At 69.6% G+C, this 13,799-nt stretch carries 16 protein-coding genes; 1 reads left to right on the top strand and 15 read right to left on the bottom strand.

Features of this window, described 5'->3' with window-relative positions:
• Positions 1–72: 72 nt before the first annotated feature.
• The 15 genes from ASF23_RS00315 to ASF23_RS00245 all read right to left on the bottom strand — a co-directional run bounded on the left by ASF23_RS00315 (position 73) and on the right by ASF23_RS00245 (position 12,955).
• Positions 73–903: a PP2C family protein-serine/threonine phosphatase gene (locus ASF23_RS00315; RefSeq protein ID WP_055947389.1), complete on the bottom strand. Its 831-nt coding sequence runs from the start codon at positions 901–903 to the stop codon at positions 73–75.
• Complete coding sequence (locus ASF23_RS18500) at positions 900–1,568, bottom strand: FHA domain-containing protein (RefSeq protein WP_162236663.1); 669 nt, start codon at positions 1,566–1,568, stop codon at positions 900–902. Before ASF23_RS18500 ends, ASF23_RS00315 begins: the two co-directional genes overlap by 4 nt.
• A 59-nt stretch (positions 1,569–1,627) precedes the next feature.
• A complete protein-coding gene (locus ASF23_RS18495; RefSeq protein WP_055947385.1) occupies positions 1,628–2,182 on the bottom strand; it encodes a hypothetical protein in 555 nt (184 codons plus the stop codon).
• A 105-nt stretch (positions 2,183–2,287) separates the two neighbouring features.
• Positions 2,288–3,064 (bottom strand): YaaA family protein, encoded by a 777-nt coding sequence (locus tag ASF23_RS00300; RefSeq protein ID WP_055947382.1) that lies wholly within the window; start codon positions 3,062–3,064, stop codon positions 2,288–2,290.
• A gap of 5 nt (positions 3,065–3,069) precedes the next feature.
• Positions 3,070–3,345, bottom strand: coding sequence for a F0F1 ATP synthase subunit epsilon (locus ASF23_RS00295; RefSeq protein ID WP_055947379.1), 276 nt, complete (start codon positions 3,343–3,345; stop codon positions 3,070–3,072).
• A gap of 2 nt (positions 3,346–3,347) precedes the next feature.
• Positions 3,348–4,805, bottom strand: a complete 1,458-nt coding sequence (gene atpD / locus ASF23_RS00290) for a F0F1 ATP synthase subunit beta (RefSeq protein WP_055947376.1) — start codon at positions 4,803–4,805, stop codon at positions 3,348–3,350.
• A 71-nt stretch (positions 4,806–4,876) separates the two neighbouring features.
• Positions 4,877–5,782: a F0F1 ATP synthase subunit gamma gene (locus tag ASF23_RS00285; RefSeq protein ID WP_055947373.1), complete on the bottom strand. Its 906-nt coding sequence runs from the start codon at positions 5,780–5,782 to the stop codon at positions 4,877–4,879.
• A gap of 52 nt (positions 5,783–5,834) precedes the next feature.
• Positions 5,835–7,472, bottom strand: coding sequence for a F0F1 ATP synthase subunit alpha (atpA, locus tag ASF23_RS00280; RefSeq protein ID WP_055947370.1), 1,638 nt, complete (start codon positions 7,470–7,472; stop codon positions 5,835–5,837).
• Positions 7,473–7,656: 184 nt separating this feature from the next.
• Positions 7,657–8,451: a F0F1 ATP synthase subunit delta gene (locus tag ASF23_RS00275; protein WP_055947367.1), complete on the bottom strand. Its 795-nt coding sequence runs from the start codon at positions 8,449–8,451 to the stop codon at positions 7,657–7,659.
• Positions 8,452–8,453: 2 nt separating this feature from the next.
• Positions 8,454–9,026, bottom strand: coding sequence for a F0F1 ATP synthase subunit B (locus tag ASF23_RS00270; RefSeq protein ID WP_055947365.1), 573 nt, complete (start codon positions 9,024–9,026; stop codon positions 8,454–8,456).
• Positions 9,027–9,034: 8 nt separating this feature from the next.
• A complete protein-coding gene (gene atpE, locus ASF23_RS00265; protein ID WP_055947362.1) occupies positions 9,035–9,271 on the bottom strand; it encodes an ATP synthase F0 subunit C in 237 nt (78 codons plus the stop codon).
• 72 nt (positions 9,272–9,343) lie between these two features.
• Positions 9,344–10,060, bottom strand: coding sequence for a F0F1 ATP synthase subunit A (gene atpB / locus ASF23_RS00260; RefSeq protein WP_326998988.1), 717 nt, complete (start codon positions 10,058–10,060; stop codon positions 9,344–9,346).
• A 248-nt stretch (positions 10,061–10,308) separates the two neighbouring features.
• Complete coding sequence (locus ASF23_RS18615; protein WP_055947357.1) at positions 10,309–10,971, bottom strand: hypothetical protein; 663 nt, start codon at positions 10,969–10,971, stop codon at positions 10,309–10,311.
• The gene (locus ASF23_RS00250) at positions 10,971–12,284 is read right to left on the bottom strand and encodes an MraY family glycosyltransferase (RefSeq protein WP_055947354.1); all 1,314 of its coding nucleotides are present in this window, start codon (positions 12,282–12,284) and stop codon (positions 10,971–10,973) included. The genes ASF23_RS18615 and ASF23_RS00250 overlap by 1 nt, the downstream gene beginning before the upstream one ends.
• Complete coding sequence (locus tag ASF23_RS00245; protein WP_055947351.1) at positions 12,281–12,955, bottom strand: L-threonylcarbamoyladenylate synthase; 675 nt, start codon at positions 12,953–12,955, stop codon at positions 12,281–12,283. The genes ASF23_RS00250 and ASF23_RS00245 overlap by 4 nt, the downstream gene beginning before the upstream one ends.
• A gap of 36 nt (positions 12,956–12,991) precedes the next feature.
• Between ASF23_RS00245 and ASF23_RS00240 the strand changes: the two genes are divergently transcribed.
• Positions 12,992–13,726 (top strand): HAD-IA family hydrolase, encoded by a 735-nt coding sequence (locus ASF23_RS00240; RefSeq protein ID WP_235510721.1) that lies wholly within the window; start codon positions 12,992–12,994, stop codon positions 13,724–13,726.
• The last annotated feature ends 73 nt before the right edge of the window (positions 13,727–13,799 follow it).

Below are 13,799 nucleotides of genomic sequence, written 5' to 3'. Positions count from 1 at the left end.
CGTCGCACCCTGTGGACAACTGCGCGACCGGGCCACCCCAGTTCGGGGGTGGTCGTCCGGGTGTGAACGGACTCAGGCGGGTTCAGAGCGCGGGAGCGTGTCGTCGGTGTCGTCGAGCTCGGGTGTCGCATCGACCCGGAGCACCACGACGGTGACGTTGTCGCGCCCACCGGCGACGATCGCATCCCCGACGAGGCGCTCGGCGAGGGCCTGTGGATCCGGCACCTTCGCGGAGATCCGGGAGATGCCGACGTCACCGATCTCCTTCGTGAGACCGTCCGAGCAGACGATGTAGCGGTCGCCGGCGTGCAGCGGGAGGGTCCAGAAGTCCGGCTCAGGCGGCTCGCCGAACCCGACGGCGCGGGTGATCACGTTGCTGTCCGGGTGGGACTCCGCGTCCTCGGCCCTGAGCAGCCCCGCGTCCACCATCTCCTGCACGACCGAGTGGTCGACCGTGACGCGGCTGAGCTTGCCGTCCTCGATCCGGTAGGTCCGTGAGTCGCCGACGTTGAACACGAGGACGGCCGGGACCCCGGCGGTGGCCACGAGCGTCACCCCGGTCACCGTGGTGCCCGCCCCGATGGAGTTGCCGCCGGCAGCGCGTTCGATGTCGACGGTCGCCAGTGCGAGCGCGGCCTCGATCTCCCCGCGAGACCCGAAGGACCCCCGCGTCGCCTGACCCAGCCGTTGGACGACGGCGTCGCTCGCGCGGTCGCCGGCGAGGTGTCCGCCCATGCCGTCCGCGACGACGAAGTACGGCGCATCGACGATGAAGCTGTCCTCGTTGTGGTCGCGCCGCCGTCCGACGTCGGTCGCGGCACCCCAGGAGAGCGTGACGGACGCGCCGTCCGATCCCGGGACGGGGATGGTCAGCGCGGAGGCGGGTCGGCCGAGTTCGGTCACGTGGTGAGTCTCTCTGCTTCGGGGGAACCCAGGCCGGTGGTGCCCGCGCCACGGGGAGCTGTGCCGGGGTGTCCCGGCGCCGGGGGGACGGTCGCACCGTACGAGGCGGTGGCGGGACCTTCGGGACGGATGCGCTGGTGCGGCGACAGGATCTCGATGGAGACTCCGTCCCCCAGGTCAACAACCGTACCGGTGAGGACGACCATCGAGGCTCCGGCGCGCATACGGAGTGGCGCCGCGCCGGGCGCACGAACGAACGTGCCGTTCGTCGAACGCATGTCCTCGACCACGACGGCATCGCCCTCGGCGTGGATCGTGACGTGCGTGCTGGAGACCTGCCCGGACGGCGACACGACCGCGACGAGCTCGGGCTGGATGCCGATCGTGAGCCGGGGGCCGGACGGACGACGTCCGACGACCACGGGTCGGTCGAGCGGGACGACGCGGCCGCCGAGCCGGATCGAGGCCACACGTCGTGGCGCCGCTGCAGGACGGACCGCGCCCGGTGGCGCCGCACGAGGGCGCGGCGCGACGATGACGGTGTCCTCGAGGGCGGCCCCGGACCGAGGCCGGATGACGGTGTCGCCGACGGCGTCGTGCTCTGCGGGGACGCGGGGCTCGCGACGCGGTCGGATGACGGTGTCGTCCAGATCCTCGTCGTGCACGTCGCGCCCCCATGATCGTCGGTGCACCCAACCGTAGACGATCCACGCGGTCCCCACGCTCACGACCGCCACGCCGGCCCGTGCCGAGCGCGACACCACCCGAGCACCAGGCGGGCGAGCGGATCGGACGGGTCGACGTCGAGCGCGTACCGCGCCCTGGTCCGCGCCTGGGCTGCGCTCCTCGTCGCCCAGGAGCACCACGACCCGAGCGCCAGGGCCCCGGCGACCCCGCCGACGTCGTCGGCCGCCGTCCCCGCCGATGTCGCCCAGCGCCGCCACGCCGCGACACAGCGGTCCCCTGCGACGACCACACGGTCGCGGTCCGGGATCGTCCCGGTGCCGAGCAGCGCCGCCGGCAGCTGCTCGTGCCACACCGTGAACGGCACCGCGGGCACGGCCGGGTCGACGACGTGCCGCAGGAGCCCGAGCCGGGTCGCGAGCGCCGCGCACGCGGTCGTGACCGCGACCGACTCCCCAGGACCCATCGGGTGATCGTCGTGACGCACGAGCGCGGCTGCCGCAGCGCCGAGGGTGACGTGCGCCGCGACCTCGCGCGGGTAGTAGCGGTACAGCGTGTCCGGCCCCGAGGACCCGTTCCGTGTCGAATCGATCATGCAGGCAGCGAACCGCGGCCGCGCCTCCAGTCCGGTGCGGTTCCGGCCGTCTGTGGACGGCGCCTCGCGGCTCGCAGTCTGGGGAGGACGGGCGGTCGCCGCCGTTCAGTCGGACGCGGTGCCCGCGGCGGACCCCAGGCTCTCCGCGACGAGCTCCCACACACCGTCCACCCGGTCGACGACGATCCCCACCGTGCGAGCCCACTCCACGAGCGTCGCCATGTCCGACACGTCGGGACGGGCGGCACCGAGGGCCGCGACGAGACGCCCCTTGGCCGTCTTGTTCCAGTGGTTCAGCGCCCGACGACGACCGTCGGCATCCTGGCTCACGACCCGGAGCGTCACCGCGTCCTCGACCGGACCGAGCGCGCGGTAGCCCTCGGACCGCAGGTCGAGCACGAGCCCGCCGCCGCTCCGCGCGGCGATCACCCGCGCCGACGGGCCGGCCCACGTCGTGGCCAACCGCACCACGCCGAGGCGCGAGTCGTGCGACAGCCGGTACGCCGGCAACGGGTCACCCCCGCCGACCGGACCGAACATCGCGGACTGCACGACGACGTGCGCCGCCCACCACGCACGCGTCGCGGGATCGGCGCCGACCGCGTCGAGGGGGTCGTAGAGCACACCGGTGTACCGGTCGATGGCCGGGAGGGTCGGTGCACCTTCCAGGGTCAGGTTGCGGTGCCGCTCTGCGAGCGACTTCGGCCCGAGCTTCAGCGCCGCTCGGGCCGTCGCGTCGTCGGAACTGACGGAACGGGCCGCGGTGATCACCGCGACCCGTTCTCCGGTCAGTTCCGGGAAGGACAGCGCCCCGAGGTCGAACGGACGTGTCTCGTCTCCCCCGTCCCGCTTCGTCTCGGACGGCGGAAGGAGGACCGTCAGCTCGGTCAGGCGCGACCGCCGGATGCCAGGGCGGCCTGACGCGCGACGATCGTCACGGTGTCGTGTTCGACCGAGAAGAAGCCGTCCTCGGCCTCCGCGGTGACGGTCGAGCCGTCGGCACGGGTGATGCGCACCTCACCCTGCGCGAGGATGGCCAACATCGGCTCGTGTCCGGCGAGGACACCGATCTGCCCCTCCGTCGTGCGTGCGACGACCATGGTGGCGTCGCCCGACCAGACCTCGTGGTCGGCCGAGACGACGCTCACGGTGAGACCAGCCATGATCAGCCGTTGTCCTTCTGGATCTGCGCCCACTTCTCTTCGACGTCCGCGATCGAGCCGACGTTGAAGAACGCCTGCACGGCCACGTGGTCGTACTCGCCGTCCGCGATCGCCGAGAACGACTCGATGGTGTCCTTGAGCGGAACCGTCGAGCCTTCGACACCGGTGAACTTCTTCGCCATGTAGGTGTTCTGCGAGAGGAACTGCTGGATGCGACGAGCGCGCTCGACGGTGATCTTGTCCTCTTCGGAGAGCTCGTCGACACCGAGGATGGCGATGATCTCTTGCAGCTCCTTGTTCTTCTGGAGGATCTGCTTGACGCGCGTCGCCGTGCGGTAGTGCGCCTCGCCCAGGTACCTGGGGTCCATGATGCGCGACGTCGAGGTCAGCGGGTCGATCGCGGGGTACAGACCCTGCGACGCGATCTCGCGGGAGAGCTCGGTCGTGGCGTCGAGGTGCGCGAACGTGGTCGCCGGGGCCGGGTCGGTGTAGTCGTCGGCCGGCACGTAGATCGCCTGCAGCGAGGTGATCGAGTGACCACGCGTCGAGGTGATGCGCTCCTGGAGCACACCCATCTCGTCGGCGAGGTTCGGCTGGTACCCCACGGCGGACGGCATGCGACCGAGGAGCGTCGAGACCTCGGAACCCGCCTGCGTGAAGCGGAAGATGTTGTCGATGAAGAGGAGCACGTCCTGCTTCTGGACATCGCGGAAGTACTCCGCCATCGTCAGCGCGGAGAGTGCGACGCGGAGACGCGTTCCCGGCGGCTCGTCCATCTGGCCGAACACCAGGGCCGTCTTGTCGAAGACCCCGGCCTCCTCCATCTCGCCGATGAGGTCGTTGCCCTCACGGGTGCGCTCACCGACACCGGCGAACACCGAGACACCACCGTGGTCCTGGGCCACACGCTGGATCATTTCCTGGATGAGGACCGTCTTGCCGACGCCCGCACCACCGAAGAGCCCGATCTTGCCACCCTGCACGTACGGGGTGAGGAGGTCGATGCTTTTGATGCCCGTCTCGAACATCGTGGTCTTCGACTCGAGCTGGTCGAACGCCGGTGCCTTGCGGTGGATCGGCCAGCGCTCGGTGATCTCGATCTGCTCGCCCGGCTTGTTGAGGATGTTCCCGAGGACGTCGAACACCTTGCCCTTGGTCACGTCACCGACGGGGACCGAGATCGGAGCGCCCGTGTCACGGACCTCCTGGCCGCGGACGAGGCCGTCGGTCGGCTTGAGCGAGATGGCGCGGACGAGGTCGTCGCCGAGGTGCTGCGCGACCTCGAGGCCGATCTCCTGCGACGACTCACCGATGACGATGGTGGTCTTCAGCAGTGCGTAGATGTCCGGGATCGCGTCGTGCGGGAACTCGATGTCGACGACGGGGCCCGTGACGCGGGCGATCCGGCCGACTCCGTGCGCCTTGGACGACGGAACCGCGGTGGTGGCGGTGTCGGTCATGGCTGGTGCCTTCCTGGGGTGGTGTTGAGACCCTGTGCGGGTCGGACCGGGGCGGGGTGACCCGCCACTGGCTACTTCTTCTTGGGACCCGACAGAGCGTCGGCGCCGCCGACGATCTCGGAGATCTGCTGGGTGATCTCCGCCTGACGCGCGTTGTTCGCGAGCCGGGTGAAGTCCTTGATGAGCGAGTCGGCATTGTCGCTCGCCGACTTCATCGCACGCTGGCGGGCAGCGTGCTCCGACGCCGCGGACTGCAGCATCGCGTTGAAGATCCGGCTCTCGATGTAGACCGGGAGCAGTCCGTCGAGGACGGCGTCCACGTCGGGCTCGAACTCGTACAGCGGGAGCGGCTCGTCGTCGGTCGGTTCCTCGACGCCGTCGACGACCTCGAGGGGCAGCAGGCGGACCACCTGCGGCTCCTGGGTGACGAGGCTCACGAACCGGTTGAAGACGATGTGGATCTCGTCCACGCCGCCCTCGGTCGTGTCCTGGAGGAACTTCGCGACGACCGCGTCGCCGATCTCCTTCGCGGTGGCGAACTCGGGCTGGTCGGTCCCGCCGATCCACTGCTGCTCGGAGGCGCGCTGCCGGAACGTGAAGTACCCCACCGACTTGCGGCCGACGAGGTAGTACACGACGTCCTTGCCCTCGCTGCGGAGGAGCGAGGTCAGTTCTTCGGCCTGCTTGAGGACGTTCGAGGAGAACGCACCGTTCAGCCCGCGGTCCGACGTGAAGATGACGATCGCTGCACGCGTCGACGTCTCCGGCTCGGTCGTCAGCACGTGGTCGACGTTCGAGAACGTCGCGACGGCGGACACGGCGCGGGTCACGGCCCGTGAGTACGGACCGGACGCGGCCATGCGGGCCTGGGCCTTCTGGATCCGCGACGCCGAGATCAGCTCCATGGCGCGCGTGACCTTCTTGGTGGTCTGCGCAGAGCGGATCCGCGACCGGTAGACCCGGAGTTGTGCTCCCATTGGTGTCCTTTACGAGGGGTTGTCAGTTGCGATCAGCGGCGGGGGCAGCGGATCAGCGCCGGCCCTTGACGATCTGCTCCTGGTCGACGTCCTCGGAGTCCGCCGCGGCGAACTGCTCGGACCCGACCGACGCGAGCGGCTTGCCCTCGCCCGTCTGGAAGCCCTTCTTGAACTCGTCGACCGCGCCCGAGAGCTCGGTGACGGTGTCGTCGGACAGGACGTTCGACTCGCGGAGGGTGTCGAGCACCTTCGTGTTGCGCTTGAGGTGGTCGAGCAGCTCCGACTCGAAGCGGAGCACGTCGGGCACGGGGACCTCGTCGAGCTTGCCGTTCGTGCCGGCCCAGATCGAGACGACCTGCTCCTCGACCGGGTACGGCGAGTACTGCGGCTGCTTGAGGAGCTCCGTCAGACGGGCACCGCGGTCGAGCTGACGACGCGACGTCTGGTCGAGGTCGGATGCGAACATCGCGAACGCCTCGAGCGAGCGGTACTGGGCGAGCTCGAGCTTGAGCGTCCCGGAGACCTTCTTGATCGACTTCACCTGGGCGTCACCGCCGACGCGGGACACCGAGATGCCGACGTCGACCGCGGGACGCTGGTTCGCGTTGAAGAGGTCGGACTGCAGGAAGATCTGGCCGTCGGTGATCGAGATCACGTTGGTCGGGATGTACGCCGAGACGTCGTTCGCCTTCGTCTCGATGATCGGGAGACCCGTCATCGATCCGGCCCCGAGCTCGTCGTTCAGCTTCGCGCAACGCTCGAGCAGACGGGAGTGCAGGTAGAACACGTCACCCGGGTACGCCTCGCGTCCCGGCGGACGACGCAGGAGGAGCGACACGGCGCGGTAGGCCTCGGCCTGCTTGGACAGGTCGTCGAAGATGATCAGGACGTGCTTGCCGCCGTACATCCAGTGCTGGCCGATGGCCGAGCCGGTGTACGGGGCGAGGTACTTGAAGCCGGCCGGGTCGGAGGCGGGAGCGGCGACGATGGTGGTGTACTCCATCGCGCCGGCGTCCTCGAGCGCGCCGCGGACCGAGGCGATCGTCGAACCCTTCTGCCCGATCGCGACGTAGATGCAGCGGACCTGCTTGTTCTCGTCGCCGGAGTCCCAGTTGGCCTTCTGGTTGATGATCGTGTCGATCGCGATCGCCGTCTTGCCGGTCTGACGGTCACCGATGATCAGCTGGCGCTGGCCGCGACCGATCGGGATCATCGCGTCGATCGCCTTGATGCCGGTCTGCATCGGCTCGTGCACGGACTTGCGGGCCATGACACCGGGAGCCTGGAGCTCGAGGGCACGACGGTCCTCCGCGGCGATCTCACCGAGACCGTCGATCGGGACACCGAGCGGGTCGACGACGCGGCCGAGGAAGCCGTCGCCGACGGGGACCGAGAGGACCTCGCCGGTCCGGGTGACCTCCTGGCCCTCCTCGACCCCGGCGAACTCGCCGAGCACGATGGCGCCGATCGAGTCCTCGTCGAGGTTCTGCGCGAGGCCGAGCGTGCCGTCCTCGAAGCGGATGAGCTCGTTCGCCATGACGCCGGGGAGTCCCTCGACGTGGGCGATGCCGTCGGCCGCGTCGGTGACGTGCCCGACCTCGGCCGTGGAGGCCTTCGTCGGCTCGTAGTTCGAGACGAAGTCCTTCAGGGCATCACGGATCTCATCGGGGCTGATGGTGATGTCTGCCATGGGATTTTCCTTGTTGGTTTCCGGGGCCGGCGGCCCAGGGAGCGTGATGCCCTGCGGTCGGTGTGCCCGAGTGAGGTGTGTCTTGAGTGGCGGTGTCTGTGTGGCCGGACGCCAGGAGCGATGCGGTGCGGTGCCGAGTCGAGGCTACGTCGAGCGACTCACGGCGTCCACAGCCCGCCGTCGCTCAGTGTGCGAGCTGGAGCTTGAGGTCCGAGAGTCGGGAGCTCACGGTGCCGTCGATGACGTCGCCGCCGACCTGGACACGGACGCCACCGATGACGGTGGGGTCCACGACCCGGTTGACGCTGATGTCGCGGCCGTACCGCGCGGCGATGCCGCGGGCGACACGAGCCGCCTGCACGTCGGAGAGCGGCTCGGCCGTGATGACCGTGGCGACGAGCTTGTCCGCCTGGTCGGCCACGATCGAGCTGGCGTCGCGGACGATCTCGCCGATCCGACGACCCCGCGGCTGCTGCACGAGGTGCTGCAGGATCGCGATGGTCTGCGCGGAGGCCTTGCCCCCGAGGAGCCGGTCGACGAGCGCCGCCTTCTCAGCGGGGCTGCCGAGCTTGGTCCCGAGCGCGAGCTCGAGGCCGGAGTCGCTCCGCACGGCCGTCTCGAAGGAGAACAGCTCGGCCTCGATCGACACGTCGGACGGTGCGCTGGCGGCGATGACCCGGATGCCCGCGTCCTCGATGCCCCCGAGCAGGTCCGACTGCGTCGACCAGCGCGACCCGACGACGGCGGTCAGGACCGCGCGCGTCTGGGTCGACTGCCCGGCGAAGACCTGTTCGATGATCGCCTTCTTGCCGAGCACGTCGGCCGTCGGGTCGGCGATCACCGTGAGCAGCTGCCGCGACGAACCGATGACCCGACCCGTGTTCAGGATCTCGACACCGGTCGCCAGGTCGGCGCTGCCACCGAGCTCACCGAGCACCGCCCGGGTGGACGTCAGTGCCGTTCTGGTCGCGCTGCGCATGTTCAGCGACCCTCGGTGGAGTCGACCGCGCCGGTGGCCGTCGAGCTCGCCTCGAGGTCCGCGAGGAACCGGTCGACGACCGCGGTGGCCTTGGCGTCGTCCGTGAGGCTCTCGCCGATCACACCGGACGCGAGGTCCAGCGCGAGCGACCCGACCTCGGTGCGGAGCGAGGTGAGCGCACTCTGACGCTCGGCCTCGATCTGCGCCTGGGCGTTGGCCGTGATGCGCGCAGCGTCGGCCGAGGCCTGCTCACGCACCTCGTTGCCGATCGCGGTGGCGTCGGCTCGGGCCTGCTCGCGGATGCGGGAGGCCTCGGCACGCGCCTCGGCGAGCTGCTTGTTGTACTCGTCGAGCGCCGCGGTCGCCTGGGCCTGTGCGGCCTCGGCCTTCTTGATGCCGCCCTCGATCGCCTCGGTGCGCTCATCGAGCATCTTCGTGATCCGGGGCGTCACGACGCGCCAGAACACGATGAAGATGATCACGAAGGCCACGAGTGACCAGACGATGTCGTAGATCTGCGGGACCAGCGGATTCTGGGTCTCCGCCTCCGCCGCCAGGATGAGTGCGTTGTGCATCGAGGGCCTTAGTTGGTGAAGATGTAGTACGTGGCGATGCCGATGAAGGCGAGCGCCTCGGTGAAGGCGATACCGATGTACATGAGGGTCGTGAGGCGACCCTGGAGCTCGGGCTGGCGGGCGACGGACTCGATCGTCTTGCCGACGACGATGCCGACACCGATTGCCGGGCCGATCGCCGCGAGGCCGTAGCCAACCGTCGCGATGTTGCCGTTGATCTCCGCGAGAACGGTCGTTGCGTCCACGTGTTTTCCTTCCTGGGGGTGGTCCGCGGCGGTTGCCGAGGACCGGATGAGGTCTGAGAGGTGTGTGGTCTTCTAGTGCTCGTCAGCCAGCGCGAGCTGGATGTACACCGCGGTGAGCAGCATGAACACGTACGCCTGCAGCAGTGCGACGAGGATCTCGAAGAAGCTGAAGGCGATGCCGAAGGCGAGGGTCCCGACGCCGAAGACGCCGAGGATGCTGTGCGACTCGGTGAAGAAGAACCACGTCGCCGAGAAGAACAGGACGAGCAGCAGGTGTCCGACGACCATGTTCATGAGCAGTCGGAGCGTCAGCGTCACCGGGCGGAGCACGAAGGTCGAGACGAACTCGATCGGCGTCACGATGATGTAGAGCGGCCACGGCACGCCCTTCGGGAACAGCGCGTTCCGGAAGAAGGCACCGGGGTGCTTGCGGACACCCGCGACGATGAACGCGACGTAGGCGATGATCGCCAGGAGCATCGGCATCGCGATGCGGGACGTGCCGGCGAGGTTCAGGAACGGGATGAGACCCGTCAGGTTCATGAACAGCACGCCGAAGAAGATCGACGCGAGGAGCGGCAGGTGCCGACGACCCTCGGCCTCGCCGAGGTTGTCGAACGCGTTCCGACGCACGACGTCGAAGCCGTACTCGATCATCGCCTGACCGCGGTTCGGGATCAGCTTGAGCGCACGTGTGCCGACGAAGGCGAAGACCAGGAGCACCGCGACGGCGATGAACCGGATGATGACGAGGCGGTCGATCTCGAACGGCGTCCCCCCGAACGCGATGACGGGCGGGAAGAATTCACTGATCGACGGCCCGTGGAACTCGGCGGCCGAACTGCCCGCAGCCGAAACGGAGTGACCCGCTGCGGTGAGGGACAGGGGAAGAGCGTGGGATAGCAGCGCTGTCTCCTGTGTCGAGCGCGCGCACGAGGCACGCGATGAGTGGACTGAGTGGAGGCGGCCCGACCGGAGCGCAGGCTCCAGGCGCGGACTTCTAGAACCCTATCAGGTGTGAGAGCCTTCGCGGGTTCTCAGGCGGGCGGCTGACCGACATCCGTCGCCGTGTCGTCGCCTGCGGCGCGGACGGGAGGCACGCCGTCCGTCCGGTGGGTCGGTGCGGCGGACGCACCCCGTCCCTCCAGGCTGTCGGCGGCACCGCGCACCACCGGTGCGGACGCGTCTCCGGCACCGCGCACCACCGGTACGGACGCGTCTCCGGCACCGCGCACCACCGGTGCGGACACGTCGCCCGGCAGCGAGACCCCGATCGGGATGCGCGCACGCGACACCGCGACGACGTCGATCACCAGACTGCCCACCACGCCGACGATGATCGCGACGGCCATCACGGGGGCATCAACCCACGGGCGGTCCTTGAGCACGACGAGGACCACGATGAAGAGCACGAACTTGAGGAACCACGTCCCCATCACGATCCCGAAGAACGCGCCGCTGATCATCTGGCCGCCCGACGCCCGGTACCCGAGCAGGATGCTCGCCGCGGTGAGGCTCAGGAAGACCACGCTCATCACGGCGCCGACGAGACCGCCGACGAGACCGGGAGCGTCGGCGACGAACCAGCCGACCACGCCACCGACGACGGCGAGCCCTACGGCGAGGATCGCCCCCTGGAGGAGGATGCGGCGGAACAGCGGCCCGATGTGGTCGAGGGCGTTCGGGGCGGGGGTGGTCATCAGCGCGGGTCTCCGGGGGTCGTGTGCGGCGGGTTGGCTCGCGGTGGGGTCGTCGGCGGTCTCGTCACGCGGCGGTCCGTCCGGCCGCCGTCCGCGGTGTGTCCGGCGGCGGCGCGGTCGAGCGGGTCGTGCCGTGCGTCGGTACCGTCGAGCCGAGGCCCGCGGGCACCGGCGGTCTGCGCGGCGATCTCGGCGCGCTTCGTGCGTCCGAGCGGGGCGAACGTCACCACGGCGCAGACGACGAAGCCGACCGCGACGAACGCGAGCACCCAGAACCACGGCCAGAACAGGAACAGCAGACAACCGACCGCCACGACGGCGGTCCAGCCGTAGAAGATGAGCACGGCGTGGAAGTGCGAGTGCCCCATGTCGAGCAGCCGGTGGTGCAGGTGCTTCCGGTCGGCCGAGAACGGCGACTTGCCCGCCGCCAGCCGCCGGAACACCGCCAGACCGAAGTCGAGCATCGGGACCACGAGGATCGCGAACGGCAGCAGGATCGGGATGAACACCGGGAGCAGCTGCTGTCGGTTCGTCACGGCGGCCGGGTCGATGTTCCCCGTCAGCGACACCGCGCTCGTCGCCATCAGGAAGCCGACGAGGAGCGCTCCGGCATCACCCATGAAGAGCTTCGCGGGGTGCCAGTTCAGCAGCAGGAAGCCGAAGCACGCGCCGACCAGGACCGCCGTCAGCAGCGACGGCAGGTTGAAGAAGAAGTCCGTCTGCACGACGATGCGGTTCACGAAGAAGCTGTAGAGGAAGAACACTCCCCCGGCGATGATCGCGACACCCGCCACGAGCCCGTCGAGCCCGTCGATGAAGTTCACCGCGTTCATCACGAGCACCACCGCGAGGATGGTGAAGATGAGCGACATGTAGCTCGACCCGACCGTCAGCGTGTTGCCGATCGGCAGGGCAACGATCGCGACGCCCTGCCAGGCGAGGATGCCCGCGGCGATGATCTGCCCGGCGAGCTTCGTCATCCAGTCGAGGTCCCAGATGTCGTCGGCCACACCGAGCACGACGATGATCGTCGCGCCCGCGAGGACCGCGAGGACCCGGTTGGGCTCGGCGAACACGAGCCGGAAGTAGTCGACCCCGGCGATGTGCGGGAACACGAACCACGCGGCGAGGAGCGACACGATGATCCCGAGGAACATCGCGATCCCGCCGAGTCGCGGGGTCGGTGTGCGGTGCACGTCCCGCTGTCGGACCTTGGGGTACCAGTGGTACTTCAGCCCGAGCTTCCAGACGACCCAGGACAGCGCGAAGCTCACCACCGCGGAGATGAGCCCCGCGAGGAGGTAGTACCTCACGTGACGAGGTCGGCCCCGACGACCCGTTCGATCTCCGCGTCGGAGATCACGCCGTGTCGGACGATGCGGATGCCGCCCCCCGTCGCGAGGCCCGTTGCGTCGACGATGGTCGAGCCCGTGGAGGCCGCGGCACCCTCGTGCGGCTCGAGCACACCACCGTCGAGGTAGACGGCGACGTGCTCGCCGAGCATCGACTCGGCGGCATCGACGTCCATCGCGGCCGGCTCCCCCGTGGCGTTCGCGCTCGACACCGCGAGCGGCCCGACCTCCTGCAGGAGCTCGAGTGCGATCCGGGAGTCCGGCATCCGGAGTGCGACGGTGCCGCGGGTCTCGCCGAGGTCCCAGTCGAGCGACGGCTGCGCACGGAGGATGACGGTGAGGCCGCCCGGCCAGAACTCGGCGACGAGGGCGCGGACCTGGTCCGGGACCTCTGCGGCGAGGGCGTCGAGGGTCGCGACGCCGGGGATGAGCACCGGCGGTGGCGACTGCCGCGTCCGACCCTTGGCGTCGAGCAGTCCGGCGACGGCGGCCGCGGAGAAGGCGTCGGCGGCGACGCCGTAGACGGTGTCGGTCGGGACGACGACGAGCTCCCCACGACTGAGCGCTGCGCGGGCGAGCCGCATTCCGGTCAGGAGTTCGTCCGCGTCGGAACAGTCGAATCGAGATGCCATGGCCCGCCCATCGTAGTGCGTCACAATAGGTGCACCGTGGACCATGACACCAGCGACGCCCCGAACGTCCCCGCCGGGCACGACCCCACCGTCCCCACCGGGGACGACACCACCGCCCCCGCCGGGAACGACACCGCCGTCGACCGCGCGGATCCGCCGCTGCTGTTCCTCTTCGACATGGACGAGGTGCTGTACCGCTACGACTGGCGGGTGCGCATGGCCGGCATGACGGCGATGACGGGGCACGACCTCGACGAGCTCCGGCGGCGCTGGTGGAACGACCGGGGCGAGTGGCTGGCCGAGGCCGGGGGATGGTCGGACCCCGACGAGTACCTCCGCGCCGTCGAGGACGCCCTGGGGTGCGAGATCGACGAGCTCGAGTGGGCGCGGATCCGTGCCGATGCCATGACACCGATCCCCGGCGCGATCGAGGCGGTCCGACACGCCGCCACCGCCGGACGGGTCGCCCTCCTGACGAACAACGGTCCGCTCGCGCACCGGCACCTGCCGACCTGGGCGCCGGAGCTCGTCGACGTGTTCGGCGAGCACCTCGACACGACGAGCCTGTTCGGGGCGAGGAAGCCCGACCCGCTCGTCTACCGCCGGGTGCTCGAGCACCACGGTGTGCCGGCGGCGCGGACGTTCTTCGCGGACGACCGCATCGAGAACGTCGAGGGTGCGCGGTCGGTCGGCATCACGGCGTTCCACGTCACCGAGTCGTGCGACATGCGCGGCGCGGTGGCCGAGTTCATCGCGGCGCACACGCGCTGACGCGCTGACGCGCTGACGCCTCGGGTGTTCTGAACACCGACGTCCGCCGCGAACACGCGGATGCGGGTGTTCC

It is taken from the genome of Curtobacterium sp. Leaf261 (genome assembly GCF_001422205.1).
GTDB lineage: Bacteria > Actinomycetota > Actinomycetes > Actinomycetales > Microbacteriaceae > Curtobacterium.
The sequence above is the reverse complement of the archived record's forward strand: the minus strand, read 5'-3'. Positions and strand labels throughout refer to the sequence as shown.